Raw genomic sequence first — 18,601 nt, forward strand, 5'->3', positions numbered from 1 at the left:
TTCTTCTTGCGAAAAACTTATTTCCTTCTGTACGCTTCCAGGAATGAGTCGCAATAGATATGTTTGTTCAATATGAGCTCGGCGGCAATCATGGCGTCCATCAGCTCCTTATCGAGCGGATCGAGGATCGCGGCCGTCAACCCGTTGGCAAGGGCCATCACCAGAAATGTCCTGTCTAAGAGGCTGCGGTGTCTTTTCGTCCCCTGCGATACATTGGACAACCCTATAACGGTATTCGGAGCGGGATTAGAGAGCACGCTAAAATCTCTTATCGCGTCCATAACCTCGCGGCCCTGGCTTTGAGTCACGTTTACAGGCATAGCTATCGGATCGAGATAAAGGTCCGCGGGACTGATACCGTACTCTGTAGCTTTCGCGACTATCTTCGCGGCAAGCCCTAACCTGTCGTTCTTCGTATTAGGGATCCCCGTCTTATCCATAGCGAGCCCTATGACCTGCGCATTATATTTCTTCGCGAGCTCAAATACCGCGGACATCTTATCATCGTCGGCGCTTGTCGAATTGATGACCACGCGATTGGCCGCGACCTTAATGCCCTCTTCAATGACATCGATCTTTGTCGAATCCAGGGATAGCTGCACGCTGACAACCTTCTGGATATTCTCGACAAGCCATTTCATATCATCCTTCGGATTGTTCGAATATGGGCCGGTGTTGATATCCAGGATATTCGCTCCCGCCCTCACCTGCTCTTCCGCTACATGCTGGATGACATCGGCTTCTCTATTCGATATCGCCTTGCTGACATCTTTGTACATTCCATTGATAAGCTCGCCTATGACTATCATCTACACCACCGCCTTCGCTATTTTGTCATGATCCGGTCTATATAGTTCTTCACCGACTTAGCCGCATCCGGATGGCGCATCACTATCAGATCGGCGCCTGCCTGGATAAGTGACACAGCCGTCGTTATCTCCCAGTTTATGCCCTGAACCTTGCCGAACTCCTTAGCCTCCTTGGTCCTCCATGTCTCCGCTCCGACGAATACTATAAAAGGCATGGCGAGCATCCTGTCGCCCATAAATGCCGCGAGCCGCGCGCGCTCCATTATCGAATAGACATATTCCATTCCGTATCCGAGAGACGTCGTCGTGGGATGCATCACTATCCTCTTCGTGTCGAAACCCATGTCGCTTATAAGTATATTGACCTGTTTGGCGATATTTACATCGATCGGAGAGTCCGCGATTATCGAATGGCCGTCGGCGAGGCATGTGGCCGCGAGCGTCTTATAATTATTCTGCGCCGCCATGCCCAGGAGGCAATTCTCATCCTTAAGGGCCTGGCTCACCTTCGGCATTATATCGTTATCACGTTCATCGTCGCCGGAGCCCATCACTATCAAAGGCACGCCGGTCTGGTTCGAGATCGCTTTTAATATCGCGAGCGGCTCCTCCACCTTCCTCGCACCGTAGTCCGGATGCATACTCGCAAGGCGTACGCACAGGACTTGAGCGCCGAAATCGTTAACGCACACCTTCGCCCATTTGACCGGGTCTTTGATGGCGCTACCGTAAGGCTCCATAAGGTGCTCCGGCCAGTCATCGGGCGCGCAGTCGAGTATCTCATACGCTATGAGCGGCGGATTGGGCATCTCGCCTTCCTCGAACAGGAACGGCAGGGCAGTCTGTCCACCTATCTTCACTGCCTTATCGGGTCTGCCTATCTCGACCGTATTTATCGCTCCCGCGCACTTTTCCTTCACAAGCTCTATCGGCATTTCAATTCTCCATCAATTTTTCAAATATCTCCCCGATCCGGGAGCTAATCTCTTTACTCTCGAACCCGAAGATCGGCTTATCGGAAATATTCCACTCTACGAGCGCCTCATCGTATGGCACCGAACCTGCCATATCCATTCCTGCGGACGATATCTCGTCCTTTAATGCCGAAAGGGAACCCGAAACCCTGTTTATTATAAGATATGCCTTCCCTATCTTTATTTTAAGTTCTTTTGCGAGGTCATAGATCCTTTTCGCCGCGCGCACCCCTGCCACCGAATAGTCGCTCACAAGCACAAGCTTGGCGATTGCCCCGGTGGTGCGGCGCGATATATGCTCCATGCCTGCCGCATTATCGATAACCACAAAATCGTAATTATTGGTTATGCGGTCTATTATCTCCCTTAAAAGATTATTGACGTAACAATAACATCCGGGGCCTTCCGGAGCGCCCATCACGAGAAGATCGAAGTCCTTCGTTTCCGTAAGCGACTCCTGGACCTTCATCTCTATGAAACGGTCCTTCGTCATGCCCGACGGTATCTTATCCATATTTTTAGAGATATCTTCACACACCCCCACAATCGTCTCCGGGCTCTTGACGCCGAGCGAAAGCGCAAAACAGGAATTAGGGTCAGCGTCGATCGCAAGTATCGAGCCCTTTTCTTTGCGGATAAGCTCCGAGACGATCAGGCTCGCGATCGTGGTCTTACCGGTACCGCCCTTGCCGTTTACCGCTATAACCGTACCGATGGGAATCTCCCGATATCTGTATGCGGAAAGAAGAGTGACGCAATGTACTCGTCCATATAGCCCGGTTCCGCACCCAGGTCCAAAAACGTGATATTCTTATATAACTCGTTCGCTTTCTCAAAAGCCTCATGCGAAAGAAGCGACATCCGCGCCCCGGCAAGAGAAGAATTTCCTACAAACTCGTAAACGGATCTTTTGATATCCGGTAATAGCCCGATGAATATTGAATTTTCGATATTCAGATAATTGCCGAATCCCCCCGCTATGTAGATCTTCTTTACATCTGAAATATTCTTGCCGACTTTATTAAGGAGCGCGATGATAGCGCTGTATATTGCGCCTTTCGAACGTTTCAGGTTCTCAATGTCATCGTCCTGGATCACTATATCGCGCCCTATCGCCGTCTCAGGAGCAGAGGCTACTACAAACTCGTAGCTTGTATCGGCTTTCCGGATTCTTCCTGATCCGGTATCGCGGTTTATCCTGCCGTCCTTACCTATTATACCGCGTTTAAGCATCTGGCATAGAAGATCTATGTATCCGGAACCGCATATGCCTTTTGGCGCCGAATGAGAAATGGTGTCAAACTCCGCATTGAAATTAGCGTCGATCGCCACCCTCTGTATCGCCCCGCTCACGGCCTTCATGCCGCAGGCCAGGCCGCTGCCCTCAAACGCGGGTCCCGCGCTGGCCGCCGAGCCTATCATCCATTCGCGGTTTCCCAGGACTATCTCGCCATTGGTACCGATATCGACCAGAAGCGCCAGCTCTTCATTCTCGGCAAGCCCGCAGGCCAATATTCCGGAGACTATGTCGCCGCCTATGTAGGTGCTGACTCCGGGCAGGAACGCCGCTATCCCCTTCGGGTTTATTTCGATAGCGAGCTCCGCCGCGTTAACTGTGGGAAATACGCTCACAGTCGGGACATACGGCGCCTTACGTATGCCGGACGGATCTATCTTAAGAAGTATATGCATCATCGTCATGTTACCGGCGGACACAATAGCGTAAATATCGTTCAAATTGACCTTATGAGCGGCTATTAAATCCTCGATTATCTCATTTATATTATCAATAACGCAGGAGTTCAATTTCTCCATGCCATCTGGTTCGGATGCGTAAATTATCCTCACGATGACATCGGAACCATATGCGGCCTGTTTGTTAAAAGCTATCCTCGTGCCCAGGATAGCTCCGTCCTTCAGGTCGATGAGCTGCCCCACAACCGTCGTAGTGCCTATATCGAAAGCGAAGGCGAAGTTGGAGCCGGTCGTATCGCCGGGCTCAAAAGACAATATCTCCAAGACTCCGTCCCTATACGCAAGCGTAACCGTTATTTTAAAATCGTTCTCTCTCAAGACTTCGCTTAAATGCTTCACATTGGTAAGCTTTGTCGATAGACGCGGGTTACCGATCTTATGCTCGAGAGCGTTTACAATTCTATCGAGGTCGCTGGTATTGTCATCGGTCGTCGGTGGCGGAAGCTCAAGGTACACCTTGTTGATCAGAGGTGAAAAGCGAAATACCTTCTCCCTCTTTAGGATAACGCCCTTTGTGAAATCTTCGGCATCATGACTTAAATGCTCGTGCGTCTCCAGAGATTCTTTAGGAAAGGTCACTTCCAGGTCGCTCTCGACTAGGGTCTGGCAGGCCAGCACCATCCCTCTCTTCCTGTCAGCTTCTCCGATAAGGCGCGAGACCTCTGTCCTTACATTGCCTTTTTCGACTACCGCACGGCATTTTCCGCAGATGCCTTCGCCGCCGCAAGGCGCGCTCACCGCTATTCCGGCCTTAGTAGCTGCCCTCAAGAGGTCAGTCCCTTGAGGCACTACGATCGACTTACCCTGCGGCTTGAACGTTACAGTGAATTCGCGCATCCTAAGGCTTCCAATTTTTTAAATAATTGATTATGCCCGACGCCTCACGCGGCCCGACCGATATATTCCATCCGGAGACCTCTTCGAGCTTGCCGCTCAATACCGCGACGTATCCGGGTATCGTGAGCGTCCGGTGTGATACCATATTCTCGATCCCGCACTTCTTCAGCATTGCGGATATCTGCTCCGCGGTGAACTTCTCCGCCGCCCAGGCCGTCAGGACCGACATCCCTTCGGCATCGCAGCATATTACATAAGTCGGGACCTTGCTGGATTCGACCTCGGCGGCGACCGTAAAATACGTTATCGAGAAATTTGTTGTGACGAGCACAGGCGAGTCTTTCGTCACCTTGCCTATCTCGTATATCCTGGGCTCGACCTGGACAGGCTTCTGGGGGTCCTGATAGATATCCTGACGCGCCACGAGAAGCGGATATACAAATTCCTTATCCGTGTTCTTCATCACCACAATCCCGGCATATTTAGCCATATACGAGACCGCCTCGGCAAGCTCAAGATCCGGATCAGCGCTTTCGGTAAACGCTATGATAGGGTAGCCTAAAGGCCTGAAATTTTTTTTCAGCGCGAGGCGTCTTATGTATGTGAATTCCTGGATGCGCTTTGACAACCCCTCCTCCTTCAGATTGATCACTATCTCTTCTACTCCGCCTGTCTTAGCCTTAGTAGTGGCCTCGGCGACCTTTTCAATGCCGGCGCAGGTTACGGCGATGGGAAGATTATTTTCCGCGGCAAGCTTTATAAAGGCATCCGGAGATGTCTTCTCGCCGCAAATTATCAAAGGCCTCTTCTCCTTGCATAATTTCACGGCCTCCCGCATAGCCTGTGCGTCGTCACTATAAAGCGCAATAGGCAGTTTTGATACGGCCTCCACAGCTCTCACCGCCGTCAGGAATTTATTGCGATAGCCGGAAGAGTTCTTTACGCATATAAGGTTCACGCCTATCTGCTGGCCGACACGCTCGAACTTCAGAGCGTTTATTTTAGCGACCGTCTTACCGATCTCTTCTTCATCCATCGAGTCTTCGACAAGAAGGCCTATAGCGGCAGGATGGTAAAACTTCTGCTCATGGCGATACATAACGGTCTCATTGCCTACCTCGAACTTTGCCTCAGCCGTTCCTATCGTAACGAGTTTTATCGGCGGTTGAGAAGCGCTCTCGAGGGCCTCCCTGGCTGCGGCTGTAACATGCGGACACTTGTCGAGCGAAACTTTCTTCTGCGCGAGCGCCATCGCCATCGCCAGGCAGGTCGCGAATCCGCACTCCTTGCAGTTAGTCTTCGGCAGCAGCTTATATATGTCTAATCCCGACAATGCCATAGCTATGGACCCTCTAACCTTCTTTTAATGTTGCCATGCGTTCAGCAGGTTTACAGTCACCGGATCGTATACGGCGCACGTTAAGAAGATATGTTTAAATAGAAGAAAATCTGTGACCGCAACTGCCATAACAGCTGAAACGGATAACGCAAAAGCCTTATTACCGAATCTTGTAAATAACTTCGACATGAAGACGGCCGCAAGTATCCGTATCGGCAGGTCCAGGAATATCACATACCTCAGGTTTTTACTGAAGAGGCTGTATACCATATATGAAATTATGAAGAAAGTGACGAGATAGAAACTGGCGTCGTCCTGCGCGATATTTCCTGTAATGAATAAAACGAAGAAGCCGGCCGCCGCTATGACCGTAAGCGGCGAGATCAATATAAAATCGATCAGGTATCGTAAGAGCGACCCCGATTGATACATTCTGGCATATTCATTCGTCATCGGAGACGTAGATATGATATTCACCAGCCTGACCAGGTTATCCTGCCCGATAAAAACAAGATAGGCGACGGTAATAAAGACGAAAGCAGCCGCGATCGAGATCGCAGGTAATAGCACGTTCAGGCTTTTATTATAAAATGTTCGGTCCCAGAGTATAAAGAAAGCGAAGAAGGCCGCTAAGAGCACGGTGGACTCCTTGACCATGACACAGATAAAAAACGATACAATAAAAAAGATATAAGCCACGCGGCTCTGACGCTTAAGCGCAATATAGAAAGCATACAGGGTCAATAAAACAAAAAAATATATCGTACCGTCCTGCAACGCTCTTCTCGCCAGAGCGAGATTAAGGGGCGATACCGCAAATAGCATGAGACTCAACAGCGCTATCTTCTCGTCAAATAATTTTTTGGCGAATAGGTATCCGACAAAAAGCGACAAAATGCTGAAGAAGGCCGACATTCGCACGAGAGCATTGAAATCGAAACCATTAAGCATCTTGAGCCATAGGCCCGACATTACAATCTGTCCGATCCTTGTAGGGTTCGGGAATAGGTGCATCCCTGCATTCGCGATATACTCGATCGCCATGCCGTTTATCGAGGGCAGGCCCTTTTCAGCGAAGATATTAGCATATCGCAAATAAAAGCTCTCGTCTGGACCCATGTTATATTGACTGACGTTCAGGAAGCTTATCCTCAAGAGTATCCCGATCGCGAATGCCGCTATCAATAAAACCGTAAATAATTTTCTGTTTTCCATAAAAATTTTCTGTTTATCCTAAATCATGGAAGGCATGGAAAGCGCCGGGTGGCCGACTTTCGTCAAATACTCGACGAGCGCGGCGGCGTCGGTCGTCACGGTCTCATCCGCTATTTTATCGAATAGATCCGGTTCGCCGATCTCTTTGGCTCGCGCTTTAAGCCTGTCCGCCAGCGCCTCTTTAAGCTCCTTCGGCATCCAGACCACACGTTTCAACCCGCCATCGGCGGAGATGAACTTCTTGCTTATAATATAGAGCCGCCCCACACCCAGAAATCCCGGAGTTTGCGCGCCGCCGCCCACCGTGCTTGCAAGCGTCGTGAACTTCATCCCTGCAGGCGTTTCGCCCGTATACTCGCGATTGACTATCATCACGCCGTTGGCCTCCGGCACTATCGCCACAATACATTCAAAACAGCCGCACGAGGTCATGGGCGACTCCATTATCGAATAGACCGCCATCTCGGTTGTATGCTGATGGGAATTTTCGGCAACGAACTTATTGACCCCTTCCCATATGCCCTTATCATGGCTCAGGGTCTTACCCTTCTTTATCGGCTGGTTTCCTCCCGTCGGAGTTATCTCGTGGGCTGCCTTTGCGTCAAGCCATGAATACGCGCCGCACAGCCCGAGCCTCTCGGGGCTCACCACACATACATGGTCCGGCGCAAAACTCTGACAGAGTGTGCAGCTGTAGAATGTGTCGACAGACTCATCCGTCATCCCGGCTATCCTGTCATCCCTGGCTTCATATACTTTCTTCGCCTCAGGCAGAAGGCCCTTAACATCGCCTTCATTTGTATAGATAGTCACCTGCACCTTGTCGACGATCGCGCCATACTCATCGTGCAATTTCGTGACCAGGATATCGCCGAAGTGGCGAATCTTGAATCCGGCCTTTCGTGCGTCTTTTGAGATGCGGACCCAGTTCATATCGCGCTGGCCCATATGGAATATACCCATGGCGTAATTCAGAAATTTGTGGATCTGGCGCTCAAGTATCGGCTCGAATTCAGTGCTCATCTTCCTGCCAGCTACTTCGACCAGTATCCCGAGAGGATGGCTAGAGCCCTCTCCCATCTGATCCACTTCAGGACCTGTCACGATAATCTTGCCGTCCTCAACCTCGTCCATCTTCTTCATCCTCAGATATTCAAAAGCGGCCGAGTATTTGCCTCCGAACTGCACAAACATATCGGCCATCCTGACGCGCTCGCCTTCGAAGGCCGCCGAAAAAGGAACGGGTACCGGCACCTGAAGAACCTTCACTTTTATTCCGCGCGCCTCTATCGCTTTCTGGACGATTTTTTTATGGTCCGGTTCCCGGACAAGGCATTCTTCGTGAGCGCAAACTCCCGGCACGCTTATCTCGGGCAAGTCCAGATCGGTGATGATAGGCACTCCCGCGGCCAACGCTCCGGCGCCTGCGGCAGCCTTTATCTCGTCGACTCCGCCAAGCAGTAAGACAAATGCGGGAACCCTGTTCCTTACATAATCTACGACGGCAGCCGTATTGCCTGCTTTTATGCCACCGAACGTGAGCGCAGCGCGGATAGCGAAATTCAAAACATATACCACAGAAGCCGTGTCACGGCCGAACGGCACGACATAGCTCTCGAGGCCCATATGCAGGCCGCCCTCCTTAAGCTGTTCGATAATACTCACACCGTCGACACCCGAACCGACGAGCGTAAGTATATTCCTCTTCTGAAGGTCACGTACGATATCGACCGCGGTTCCGGCGTTCGGAGCCTTCCCGACGAGAACCGCTATGCCGGATATCCTTCCGTCAACAAGCTGTATGCCGAGCGCCCTGAGAAGCGTATCCGAAAAGAATCCCGGACAATCCGCCTGAGGTTCCGTGCCATACAGATAACCGAGCGCGCAAAGTATCTCACAGCATAATATCGTTCCCACTCCTGCATCGAGAGCTTCCTTTAAGGATGCACCGGCCCCGGCTTTGGGCAGGAATGTTTTTGCCGTCGCAAGGACTTTCTTAACATCGACGAGAGTCTTCACTTCGACTCCCAGTAGAGCGTTTGCGAGCGGCAGATAAAAAGCCGTCTCCGGAAAAGCTATACTCTGGGCTTCGCCTTTCTCTTTAACGGCTTTCAATAGATAATCATCGGCAAGGCCCGTAACCTTCCGCGCGCCTTCCACCATCAATGACACGACATCGTTTGCTGTAATTTTCGTCGCAACTTTTGACATTACCTTAACTCCCTTTTATAATCCCGCTGCGTCCAGGACGAGCGGCACTTTTTTGGCCCAGCCTATCGGCATTATGTGGATACCCTGGCACAACGGCTTCAGCTCTTTAATAAGACGCGCGGCGATATTGACCGATGCGACGGCCTTGTCCTTAGCCTCTTCCATCTCTTTTATCAGAATATCCGGCACGAATACGCCGGAAACGTTCTTATTCATAAAACGCGCCATGCCCGCCGACTTTAATAATACTATTCCGGCAAGGACGGGCACCTTCAGATGTTTGATCTCCAGCATAAACCTCTTAAAAAGCTCGATGTCATAGACGGCCTGCGTCTGGAAGAATCTGGCGCCGGCGGTTATCTTCTGCTCCATCTTGATTATCTCGGGCTCCAGAGGATCAGCCCCGGGATTTACCACAGCACCTAAACAGAAAGAAGGGCTCCCCGCAAGTGGATTGCCTTTCATATCTTTGCCGCCCTGCAAAGTCTTCGCGACCTCCAGAAGCTGCACGCTTCCCAGGTCGAAGACCGGTTTCGCCTCAGGGTGGTCGCCGAGCGTGGGATAGTCTCCGGTAAGTATCAGGATATTTTCTATTCCGAGAATGCCGGCGGAGAGCAGGTCGGACTGCAGCGCGAGCCTGTTCCTGTCGCGGCATGTCATCTGGAATATCGGCTCTATGCCTCTATCCTTGAGCAGATGGCAGACCGAGAGCGATCCCGCTCTCATCACGGAGCTCTGCAGATCCGTAACGTTTACGGCATCCACTCGGGTCTTAATCAGAGAGGCGTCGTCGAGGAGGTCTTTTACGTCTATTCCTTTGGGAGGGCCTATCTCGCTTGTCACCACGAACTTGCCGGAGGCGAGTTTTTCGCAAAAACTCATCTATCCTCTCCTCGCAAGCTGGGACTTGAACTGCTCTACGGTATTCCTCATCAGCATCATCGTAGTGAGGGGCCCTACTCCTCCCGGAACAGGCGTTATATACGACGCTTTCGCGGACGCGCCTTCAAACTCCACATCGCCGGCTATTTTTTCGCCCACCTTATTGATCCCTACATCGATGACTATCGCACCGTCCATCACCCAATCGGCCTTTATGAGCCCTGCCTTGCCGGCCGCCGATATCAGGATTTCGGCCCGGCGGACATGGTCGGCCAGCGATCCTCTCTGGCTTGTGGCAATATGGCAGACCGTTGTCGTAGCAAAATTATTCAAGAGCATCAGCGAGAGCGGCTTACCGACTATCTCCGAATGCCCCACGATGACCGCCTCTTTGCCGTATAAATTCACTCCTGTCGAGACCAATAGCTCCATCACAGCCATTGCCGTGCACGGGCCTATTGAATATTTTCCCGTCAATATCTTCCCTATGTTCTGCGGATGCATGCCTTCGGCGTCTTTCTCAGGCGCTATCTGCGAGACTAATCTCTTTATGTCTATCTGGCTCGGCGCCGGCAGCTGCAGGATCACGGCCGTAACAGAGGAATCCGTATTCAGGTCCTTTATCGCTTTTTCCGCTTCGGCCTGGGAGATGCCGGCCGGGAGAGATTTCAGCTGATATTCGATACCGAGCGCCTCGGCTGTCTTCTTCTGACTCCTGACATAGATGGCCGATGCGGCATTCTCACCCATCTGCAGGGCGACCAGCTTCGGCGAGCTGCCGTGCTTTGCCTTCAAAGCTGCGACCTCTGCCGTAATAGCGGCCCCTATCTTCTCCGCAAGCGGTCTTCCTTCCAGCAGCGTAGCCATATAAACACCCTTTCTAATCAACAGCTAAGAGCTGATCGCGTCCTCGCACATTTCCAATATCTCTTCTTTCAGCCCGGGCATCTCCTCTTCGAGGGCGGCCAGGAGATCATGGATATTGGATATATAATCCATATCTTTTATATATTTGAGATTTATATAAACATGGAATTTGGCCGAGAAGAAAGCCGCTTCAAAGAGTATCGCGGCTGTGGCGGTATCGGTTACGAGATTCCTGTTACCGTATTCCGCCAATCCCCGACACAGCTTGATGCATTTATTCGTTATCTTGCAAACCATAAACGGCACTTCCGCCGCATCCTTATAGAGATCTTCCAGTTTCGCGCCGTCCCCGGCCGCGCCCTTAAGAGCTGTCGAAAGCTTCATATAGGCATCGACATCTTTATCTATCAAGGCCCGAAGCTCCGAATCGAGCTTCGTAGTTTCCAGCAAAATGTCCGCGATCTTGTCTTCGGCGTCTTTATACCCCTCTTTTCCCAGCGTGAAGTTCGCAACCATTGACATCAGACTCGTTCCGGTTGCCGCGGCAAGCGCGGAGGCGCTCCCTCCTCCCGGAGCGGCCCTTTTTGCGGCAAGGTCATCGAGATATTCTTTTAACGGTTTATTTATGTACATATCTTATCCTGCCCTTCCGGTCTATATCGATATTTTCGCCTGCGGGATGCGCCGGAAGGCTCGGCATCGTGAGCATCTTGCCGCAAAGCGCATACAGGAATCCCGCGCCTATCGAAGGCTTCACATCCCTTACGGGTAACACAAAATCTTTCGGCGCGCCCTTCAGCTTAGGATCATGCGAGAGCGACAGGTGCGTCTTCGCCATACATATTGGAAGTTTACCAAATCCGAACTTTTCATATAAAGCGATGCTCTCCGAGGCGGCGGGTTCTAAGTGCACGGACTTCGCCCCGTACACTTTTTTCGCTATCACATCTATCTTATCCTTGATCGAAGAATCAGAAGAATATAAAAATTTGAATTTACTATTTCCCCGGCAAGCCTCCATTACAGCTGTGGCAAGACGTTCGGCGCCCTTGGAGCCGTACCGGTAGCAATCATTGACAACGCAGTCGAACGCACCGTGCGCAAGCGCTTTCTTTCTGACAGCTTCTATCTCTTTATCCGTATCGGTCGCGAAACGGTTTATCGATACTACGCAAGGGACACCGTAGAGTCTGGAATTCTCTATCTGTTTTTCGAGATTTGTGCATCCGGCCTCAACAGCTTCCAAGTTCTCTTTGATTATGCGTTTTTCCAGAGGCTTGCCCGGGATCATCTTATATATACCGGAATGTATTTTGAGCGCTCTCACTGAACATACCAGTACGACAGCGTCGGGCTTGAGGCCGCTCACCCTGCATTTTATATTGGCGAATTTCTCGAGGCCGCAGTCGGCGCCGAATCCCGATTCGGTCACTACGTACTCCGCGAACTTCATAGCTACCCTATCGGCAATGATCGAACTGTTGCCGTGTGTTATGTTGGCAAACGGGCCCGTGTGAATAAGGCAGGGTGTATGTTCAATAGTCTGGACGATGCTCGGCTTTATCGCCTCCCTCAAAAGAAGAGCCATAGACCCGGCCACCTTAAGATCTTCGGCAGTCACGGGCTTCTTATCCTTTGTCAGGCCTATAACGATCCGGGAGAGCCTTTCACGCATATCTTTGATCGAATCGGAAAGCGCGAGGATAGCCATTATCTCGCTCGCCGCAGTTATATCAAATCCCGTATCGCGTTCGACTCCGTTCTGTTCCTCGCCCCCCAAACCTATCCTGACATTGCGAAGCGCGCGGTCATTAACGTCTACTACACGTCTCCAGTATATCTTGTTCTTGTCTATATTTAACGGATTGTCCCGAAAAAGATGATTATCGATAAATGAGGCGCAGAGGTTATGTGCCTGGCCGACAGCGTGGATATCTCCAGTGAGGTGCAGATTTATGTCGTCCATCGGAAGGACCTGGGACCAGCCGCCGCCCACTCCTCCTCCCTTAATCCCAAAGAATGGTCCGAGAGACGGCTGCCTTATGCAGGAAACGGCTTTTTTGCCGAGGCGGTTCAGGGCCATTGAAAGGCCTATTGTGGTGACGGTCTTGCCTTCACCCAGATGCGTGGGAGTTATGCCCGTAATAACCACATATTTGCTTTTTGATTTGCCGGCTCCTTTTAAGGCTTCTAACGATATTTTAGCCTTAAAATCTCCGTAAAGCTCAAGGTCGCCTCTCTTTATGCCAAGAGACGCGGCTATCTGAACAATAGGTTTCAATTTTGCTTTTTGGGCAATCTCGGTATCTGTCATAGCAGGTTTATTTTAATATAAAGGTCAGGTGGGGTCAATACAATTCACCCCGCTGGAAAGCGCTTTTACGGGGCCGAAAGTCCTGCGGTGAATCGGGGAAGCGCCATTAGAAACTAGCGCCTTTTTATGCATTTTAGTGGGATATCCCTTATGCCTTGCGAATCCATACTGCGGAAATGTCCTGTCATATTCGATCATAAGCCGGTCACGCGTGACCTTTGCTACAATGGACGCGGCTGCTATAGAAAGGCTCGAGGAATCTCCTCTGATAATGCATTTTACGGGGCACCCGGCCAAAAGCCGAACCCTACCATCGACGATCACGTAATCGGGAGGTATTGCGAGGTTTGCCATTGCCTCGTTCATCGCCTTTATAGTGGCCTGCAGGATATTTATCTCGTCGATAACCTTCTCGTCCACCACGCCTATCCCTACTATGGCTTTACGTAATATCTCGCGATAGGCTTTTTCGCGCATACGCGCGGAAAGTTTCTTCGAATCGTCTATCCGCTCTTTAAAGCGGAAGTCCTTAAGTATAACGGCCCCGGCAACAACAGGGCCGGCCAAAGGTCCCCGGCCGGCCTCGTCTATACCCGCTATGAGCTTATAGCCTAAGCTATTTAGCCTCTTCTCGTGTGTCAGGAGCCTGTGGTGCGTCTTGCGACTGGGCATGCTCTACCTTCTCTTCGACCTTAGACGCTTTTCCGACTTTACGCTTCAGGTAGTAAAGTTTCGCTCTTTTCACGTCGCCCTTCTTCACGACCTTTATCTTGTCTATCGAAGGCGAATGTAACGGAAATACCATCTCGACTCCCTCGCCGTACGAGATCTTACGCACGGTAAGCGTCTCGGTAAGTCCCGTGCCCGCGCGCGCTATAGCGACACCTTCAAAGGTCTGGATACGCGACTTGCCCTCTTCGACGATCTTAAGCTGCACGTCTACTGTATCGCCGATATCGAATTGCGGAATATCCGCCTTCATAAATTTCGACTCCACGAACTTGATATGATCTTTCACTTTATTGTCCTTTCTTTTTTAATAGATCCGGCCTTCTCTGCCTCGTTCTCTTCACAGCTTCCGTCTTGCGCCACGCCTCTATCTTTTTATGGTCTCCGGATAACAGGACATCCGGAACCTTCATACCGTCAAAATCCGCGGGCCTTGTATATTGCGGATACTCGAGAAGGCCCTTCTCGAACGATTCCGAGACGATCGAATCCTCTCTGCCAAGAACTCCGGGTATCAGTCTCGCCACCGAATCGATCAATGCCATCGCGGGTATCTCTCCGCATGTCAATATATAATCGCCGATCGATATCTCTTCGTCGGCAAGCTCCCTTATCCTCTCATCGAAACCTTCATAATGGCCGCATATAAGAATGAGCTCTTTTTCTTTAGAGATGCTTTTTACCAGTTCCTGATCCAGCTTTTTACCCTGAGGCGTCAATAGTATTACTTTTGCTGTTTTTCTTTTTGCCGCCTTAAGATTGGCCAGGGCAAGGGCGACCGGTTCGACCTTCATCAGCATACCCGCGCCTCCGCCGAACGGCCTGTCATCGGCAGAGCGGTGATTATCGAAGGTCCAATCCCTTAAATCGTGTATCTTGATTTTAAGCGCGCCTTTTCCTTGAGCGCGCTTTAAGATCGATTCGCCAAGAACGCTCTCAAACATCTTAGGGAATAGAGTCAGGATATCTATCTTCACGAAACTCTCCTGCGTCAACAATTACAACTAAACGCTGACTTTAACTCCCTGCTTCTTCAATAGAGTCCTGGCTGCCGGAGAAGGTGTGGCGCCAACGCCGATCCAATACTCGGCGCGCGTTTTATTTACCTTCACCGTAGCCGGATTCGTCTTCGGATCATAGAATCCCAATAGCTCTATCGGCCTTGAGTCTCTTGCCCGATGCTTGTCGATCACGACTATCTTATGAACCGGCTTCTTCAGCGTTCCCGCTCTCTTTAATCTGATCACTACTGACATTATACTTCCTCCTAGTTTATTCAGCCGCATTGTCGGCTAAGTGCCGATATCCCTGATATCGGCCTATTTCTCTTTTTCTCTCCAGACCTTAGCGCCCAATGCCGCCAGTTTCTCTTCGAGTCTTTCGTAACCTCTATCCAGATGATAGATCCTGTGAACTTCCGTCCTGCCTTTGGCGACCAGGCCCGCCAGCACCAGGGCCGCTGAGGCCCTCAGGTCCGATGCCATTACCGGGGCGCCGCTCAAGTGCCTGACGCCTTTTATTATAGCGGTCGCTCCTTCTAAAATTATTTCGGCTCCCATACGATTAAGCTCGCTTATATGTATAAAGCGTTCCGGATATATCTTCTCGGTTATCACGCTTATACCGTCCGTGACGGTCATAAGGCTCATCATCTGCGCCTGCATATCCGTCGGAAAGCCCGGATAAGGCAGCGTGGTTATATCGATCGGCTTTAATTTTTTGACGTACCGCACCCTCAATCCGGACGGGACTTTCTTTACCTCCAAACCCGCTTCCTCTAACTTATCTATAAAGGCTATCATGTGATCGGGCTTCGCGTTTTTCAGCGTCAGATCGCCTTTGGTTATCGCGGCGGCGATCATATAGGTGCCGGCTTCGATCCTGTCGGGTATCACGGTATGCTCCGCTCCGTGGAGCGATTTCACACCTTCGATGATTAACCTGTGCGTCGCGTGGCCCTTTATCTTAGCGCCCATCTTTATAAGAAAATGTGTAAGGTCTACGACCTCAGGCTCGCATGCGGCATTCTCGATAACCGTGACGCCCTTGGCAAGCACCGCGGCCATCATGACGTTAGCTGTGGCCAGAACGCTCGAGCCAAAATGCCCGCCCAGATAAACATGGCCCCCGCACATCCGGCGCGCATCCGCCATTATATAGCCTTTTTCAACTTTGATATCCACTCCTAGAGCCCTTAATCCCTTCAGATGGATATCTATCGGCCTGGGGCCTATAACGCATCCGCCGGGAAACGAAACCTCGGCCCGCTTTCTCTTACCCAGTAACGGCCCGAGCACGCAGATGGACGCGCGCATCGTGCTCACCAGGTCATACGGCGCGGTGAATTTTTTGTATCCCGCGGGCTCGATCGTGACGACATCGCCTTCCTGTTTAGCCTTCACGTCAAGGTTCTTCAATATCTTGACCATCGTCGAGATATCGCGAAGCGTCGACGCGTTCCTTATCACCGATTTGTCATCGGTCAAAAGCGCCGCCGCGAGTATCGGCAGACACGCGTTTTTCGAACCGCTTATGTCAACGGTCCCGGTCAGTCTCTTCGAACCTTCTATGACTAATTTATCCATTCAGCTATTATCACCCTGTCGATCCCGTTAAAATCTTTTCTCGCACCCGAAAGCCTGAAGATGCCGCTCTTACCGATAATGTCGGCGACCGCGGCCCTCTGGCCGTAACCGATCTCCATCAGAGCATATCCGCCGCGTTTTAAATGTTTCGGGAGGGACGCGGCTATCCGTCTGTAAAAATCGAGCCCGTCCGCTCCGCCGTCAAGAGCTATCCTGGGTTCCCTTAAGACTTCTTCCTGCAATGTCAGGAATTCATGTTTTGCTATATAAGGCGGGTTGGATACGATTATATCGAACCGGCCTTTTATATCAGTAAAGAGATCACTGCACACAAATTCTATACCACCATAAACGCCGTTACGGACGGCGTTTCGCCTGGCGACTTCGAGCGCATCCGGCGAAATGTCAGAAGCGATTATTCTACAATTACTTAGGTTTTTTGTCAATGGCGCACATTTTCCGGCCATCAACGCTATCGCGATGTTGCCGGATCCCGTGCAAAGGTCCAGTATGTCAAGCTCATCTGCCTTGGAGGCGCTTAACCCGGCAAATTCGGCCGCAGCCTCAACCAGTAATTCCGTCTCCGGCCTGGGAATGAGAACGCGCTCATCGACCTTAAACTCCAGTCCGCAGAACTCTGTCTTGCCAATCACATACTGAATCGGCGTATACGGCTCAATTGTCTTCATATCGTCGCCTTAAGCCTGAGCTTCCTCTCTTCTTCCTTCAACGCTCTTATAAGTTCATCCATCTCGCCTTCCAAAACGCTTTCCAGAGCATGAGTCGTAAATCCTATCCTGTGGTCCGTGATGCGCCTGTCGGGAAAATTATAAGTCCGGATCTTCTCCGAACGGTCTCCTGTGCCTACCTGAGCGCGCCTGGACTTCGTTATCTTATCAGACTGCTCTTTCTGTCTGGCGTCGAAGAGCCTTGCGCGCAAGACCTTCATCGCCTTTATCTTATTCTTTAGCTGCGAACGCTCATCCTGGCAGGTTACTACAATGCCTGTAGGAAGATGCGTCAATCTGACAGCGGAATCGGTCCGGTTAACTCCCTGCCCACCGGCGCCACCCGATCTGAAGACATCCACTCTTAAATCTTCCGGCTTTACCTCGATATCAACTTCCTCCGCCTCCGGCAATACCGCTACCGTAGCGGCAGACGTATGGATCCGGCCACTCGCTTCGGTCTCCGGCACTCTTTGGACACGATGGGTACCGGACTCAAATTTCATCTTACCGTAAACCCCCGAGCCCGATATGGAGCAGATTACTTCCTTATATCCGCCTTTTTCGCTGAGGCTGGAATCTATAAGCTCCACCTTCCAGCCGTTCTTCGCCGCGTATCTCGAATACATTCTTAGGAGGTCTGCCGCAAAGAGAGCCGCCTCCACGCCACCGGTGCCGGCTCTTATCTCTATAATGATGCCCCTGTTTCCTCCGGAATCCTTCTCCAGCACCATATCTTCCAGGCTGGCCGCGGATTTTTTCAGGGCCTCACTGAGCCTGTGTTTCTCCTCCTCCGCCAGGACCAGGAACTCCTTATCATGGGTCTTGTCGCTGAGCACCTTCTCCAGGTCTTTAATATCCGCCGTCATCTTCATGTGCTCGTTATACGCGTTGATTATCGGCGTAAGCGAGGATAACTCCTTGGCATACGACTGGTACTCAGAGCTATTACCAATGACTTTCGGATCGGCCAATAACTCATGCAGACGGTCATACCTCTTTCGGCGCTCTTCAATTATCTTCTCGATCATACTTTATTAAGCGGTTTTACCTTCGCCGGGCTTTTCCTCTTTTTTCACTTCGGCCTTTTCAGCCTTCACCTTAGGCTTGGTCTTGCCCGCGTAGCGCTTCGAGAACTTCTCGATGCGGCCGGCGGAGTCGACCAGTTTCTGCGTGCCGGTGAAGAACGGATGGCACTTCGAACAGAGATCGACATGTATACTCGGCTTTGTTGAGCGGGTCTTTATCACCTCGCCGCAAACGCAGACTATCGTAGACTCTTTATATACAGGATGAATTTTATCCTTCATACTCCCCTCCTAGTTTATTCAGCCTTATTGCAGGCTAAGTGCCGAT

Annotated in this window: 19 protein-coding genes; all 19 read right to left on the minus strand. The window is 51.1% G+C overall.

Annotated features, from left to right (window positions below; genetic code table 11):
- Positions 1 to 17 precede the first annotated feature (17 nt).
- The 19 genes from NTY76_00785 to rpmE all read right to left on the minus strand — a co-directional run bounded on the left by NTY76_00785 (position 18) and on the right by rpmE (position 18,555).
- The gene (locus NTY76_00785) at positions 18 to 809 is read right to left on the minus strand and encodes a dihydropteroate synthase (protein MCX5677631.1); all 792 of its coding nucleotides are present in this window, start codon (positions 807 to 809) and stop codon (positions 18 to 20) included.
- Positions 810 to 826: 17 nt separating this feature from the next.
- A complete protein-coding gene (locus NTY76_00790; GenBank protein ID MCX5677632.1) occupies positions 827 to 1,744 on the minus strand; it encodes an acetyl-CoA decarbonylase/synthase complex subunit delta in 918 nt (305 codons plus the stop codon).
- Between the two features lies 1 nt (position 1,745).
- The gene (locus tag NTY76_00795) at positions 1,746 to 2,435 is read right to left on the minus strand and encodes an AAA family ATPase (protein ID MCX5677633.1); all 690 of its coding nucleotides are present in this window, start codon (positions 2,433 to 2,435) and stop codon (positions 1,746 to 1,748) included.
- 47 nt (positions 2,436 to 2,482) lie between these two features.
- Positions 2,483 to 4,375: an ASKHA domain-containing protein gene (locus tag NTY76_00800; GenBank protein ID MCX5677634.1), complete on the minus strand. Its 1,893-nt coding sequence runs from the start codon at positions 4,373 to 4,375 to the stop codon at positions 2,483 to 2,485.
- A 1-nt stretch (position 4,376) separates the two neighbouring features.
- Positions 4,377 to 5,714, minus strand: a complete 1,338-nt coding sequence (gene acsC, locus NTY76_00805; protein MCX5677635.1) for an acetyl-CoA decarbonylase/synthase complex subunit gamma — start codon at positions 5,712 to 5,714, stop codon at positions 4,377 to 4,379.
- A gap of 24 nt (positions 5,715 to 5,738) precedes the next feature.
- Positions 5,739 to 6,929 carry a glycosyltransferase family 39 protein gene (locus NTY76_00810; GenBank protein ID MCX5677636.1) on the minus strand — a complete coding sequence of 397 codons (1,191 nt, stop codon included), beginning with the start codon at positions 6,927 to 6,929 and terminating at the stop codon, positions 5,739 to 5,741.
- 18 nt (positions 6,930 to 6,947) lie between these two features.
- A complete protein-coding gene (acsB, locus tag NTY76_00815; protein ID MCX5677637.1) occupies positions 6,948 to 9,140 on the minus strand; it encodes an acetyl-CoA decarbonylase/synthase complex subunit alpha/beta in 2,193 nt (730 codons plus the stop codon).
- Positions 9,141 to 9,155: 15 nt separating this feature from the next.
- The gene (locus NTY76_00820) at positions 9,156 to 10,022 is read right to left on the minus strand and encodes a methylenetetrahydrofolate reductase (GenBank protein MCX5677638.1); all 867 of its coding nucleotides are present in this window, start codon (positions 10,020 to 10,022) and stop codon (positions 9,156 to 9,158) included.
- A complete protein-coding gene (locus NTY76_00825; protein MCX5677639.1) occupies positions 10,023 to 10,889 on the minus strand; it encodes a bifunctional 5,10-methylenetetrahydrofolate dehydrogenase/5,10-methenyltetrahydrofolate cyclohydrolase in 867 nt (288 codons plus the stop codon). It lies immediately after the preceding gene.
- A 24-nt stretch (positions 10,890 to 10,913) separates the two neighbouring features.
- Positions 10,914 to 11,522, minus strand: coding sequence for a cyclodeaminase/cyclohydrolase family protein (locus NTY76_00830; GenBank protein MCX5677640.1), 609 nt, complete (start codon positions 11,520 to 11,522; stop codon positions 10,914 to 10,916).
- On the minus strand, positions 11,509 to 13,203 hold the full coding sequence (locus NTY76_00835; GenBank protein ID MCX5677641.1) for a formate--tetrahydrofolate ligase: 1,695 nt from the start codon (positions 13,201 to 13,203) through the stop codon (positions 11,509 to 11,511). Before NTY76_00835 ends, NTY76_00830 begins: the two co-directional genes overlap by 14 nt.
- A gap of 24 nt (positions 13,204 to 13,227) precedes the next feature.
- Positions 13,228 to 13,875, minus strand: a complete 648-nt coding sequence (locus NTY76_00840; GenBank protein ID MCX5677642.1) for a ribonuclease HII — start codon at positions 13,873 to 13,875, stop codon at positions 13,228 to 13,230.
- Complete coding sequence (rplS, locus tag NTY76_00845) at positions 13,820 to 14,221, minus strand: 50S ribosomal protein L19 (protein ID MCX5677643.1); 402 nt, start codon at positions 14,219 to 14,221, stop codon at positions 13,820 to 13,822. Before rplS ends, NTY76_00840 begins: the two co-directional genes overlap by 56 nt.
- A 1-nt stretch (position 14,222) precedes the next feature.
- Entirely contained in the window at positions 14,223 to 14,909 is a 687-nt protein-coding gene (gene trmD / locus NTY76_00850; protein MCX5677644.1) for a tRNA (guanosine(37)-N1)-methyltransferase TrmD, read from the minus strand.
- Between the two features lie 27 nt (positions 14,910 to 14,936).
- Complete coding sequence (gene rpsP / locus NTY76_00855) at positions 14,937 to 15,188, minus strand: 30S ribosomal protein S16 (protein MCX5677645.1); 252 nt, start codon at positions 15,186 to 15,188, stop codon at positions 14,937 to 14,939.
- Positions 15,189 to 15,251: 63 nt separating this feature from the next.
- Positions 15,252 to 16,517 carry a UDP-N-acetylglucosamine 1-carboxyvinyltransferase gene (gene murA, locus NTY76_00860; GenBank protein MCX5677646.1) on the minus strand — a complete coding sequence of 422 codons (1,266 nt, stop codon included), beginning with the start codon at positions 16,515 to 16,517 and terminating at the stop codon, positions 15,252 to 15,254.
- Positions 16,505 to 17,206: a peptide chain release factor N(5)-glutamine methyltransferase gene (gene prmC, locus NTY76_00865; GenBank protein ID MCX5677647.1), complete on the minus strand. Its 702-nt coding sequence runs from the start codon at positions 17,204 to 17,206 to the stop codon at positions 16,505 to 16,507. Before prmC ends, murA begins: the two co-directional genes overlap by 13 nt.
- Positions 17,203 to 18,276 carry a peptide chain release factor 1 gene (gene prfA, locus NTY76_00870; GenBank protein MCX5677648.1) on the minus strand — a complete coding sequence of 358 codons (1,074 nt, stop codon included), beginning with the start codon at positions 18,274 to 18,276 and terminating at the stop codon, positions 17,203 to 17,205. Before prfA ends, prmC begins: the two co-directional genes overlap by 4 nt.
- A 6-nt stretch (positions 18,277 to 18,282) precedes the next feature.
- Entirely contained in the window at positions 18,283 to 18,555 is a 273-nt protein-coding gene (gene rpmE, locus NTY76_00875) for a 50S ribosomal protein L31 (protein ID MCX5677649.1), read from the minus strand.
- Positions 18,556 to 18,601: the final 46 nt, after the last annotated feature.

The organism is Candidatus Omnitrophota bacterium (assembly GCA_026387175.1).
Taxonomy (GTDB): domain Bacteria; phylum Omnitrophota; class Gorgyraeia; order 2-01-FULL-45-10; family 2-01-FULL-45-10; genus CAIMPC01.

Bases quoted from the DNA above. Each gene is read 5' to 3' on its own strand.
- NTY76_00785 (MCX5677631.1), bottom strand. From the start codon at position 809: ATGATAGTCATAGGCGAGCTTATCAATGGAATGTACAAAGATGTCAGC.
- NTY76_00790 (MCX5677632.1), bottom strand. From the start codon at position 1,744: ATGCCGATAGAGCTTGTGAAGGAAAAGTGCGCGGGAGCGATAAATACG.
- NTY76_00800 (MCX5677634.1), bottom strand. From the start codon at position 4,375: ATGCGCGAATTCACTGTAACGTTCAAGCCGCAGGGTAAGTCGATCGTA.
- acsC (MCX5677635.1), bottom strand. From the start codon at position 5,714: ATGGCATTGTCGGGATTAGACATATATAAGCTGCTGCCGAAGACTAAC.
- NTY76_00810 (MCX5677636.1), bottom strand. From the start codon at position 6,929: ATGGAAAACAGAAAATTATTTACGGTTTTATTGATAGCGGCATTCGCG.
- acsB (MCX5677637.1), bottom strand. From the start codon at position 9,140: ATGTCAAAAGTTGCGACGAAAATTACAGCAAACGATGTCGTGTCATTG.
- NTY76_00820 (MCX5677638.1), bottom strand. From the start codon at position 10,022: ATGAGTTTTTGCGAAAAACTCGCCTCCGGCAAGTTCGTGGTGACAAGC.
- NTY76_00825 (MCX5677639.1), bottom strand. From the start codon at position 10,889: ATGGCTACGCTGCTGGAAGGAAGACCGCTTGCGGAGAAGATAGGGGCC.
- NTY76_00830 (MCX5677640.1), bottom strand. From the start codon at position 11,522: ATGTACATAAATAAACCGTTAAAAGAATATCTCGATGACCTTGCCGCA.
- NTY76_00835 (MCX5677641.1), bottom strand. From the start codon at position 13,203: ATGACAGATACCGAGATTGCCCAAAAAGCAAAATTGAAACCTATTGTT.
- NTY76_00840 (MCX5677642.1), bottom strand. From the start codon at position 13,875: ATGCCCAGTCGCAAGACGCACCACAGGCTCCTGACACACGAGAAGAGG.
- rpsP (MCX5677645.1), bottom strand. From the start codon at position 15,188: ATGTCAGTAGTGATCAGATTAAAGAGAGCGGGAACGCTGAAGAAGCCG.
- murA (MCX5677646.1), bottom strand. From the start codon at position 16,517: ATGGATAAATTAGTCATAGAAGGTTCGAAGAGACTGACCGGGACCGTT.
- prmC (MCX5677647.1), bottom strand. From the start codon at position 17,206: ATGAAGACAATTGAGCCGTATACGCCGATTCAGTATGTGATTGGCAAG.
- prfA (MCX5677648.1), bottom strand. From the start codon at position 18,276: ATGATCGAGAAGATAATTGAAGAGCGCCGAAAGAGGTATGACCGTCTG.
- rpmE (MCX5677649.1), bottom strand. From the start codon at position 18,555: ATGAAGGATAAAATTCATCCTGTATATAAAGAGTCTACGATAGTCTGC.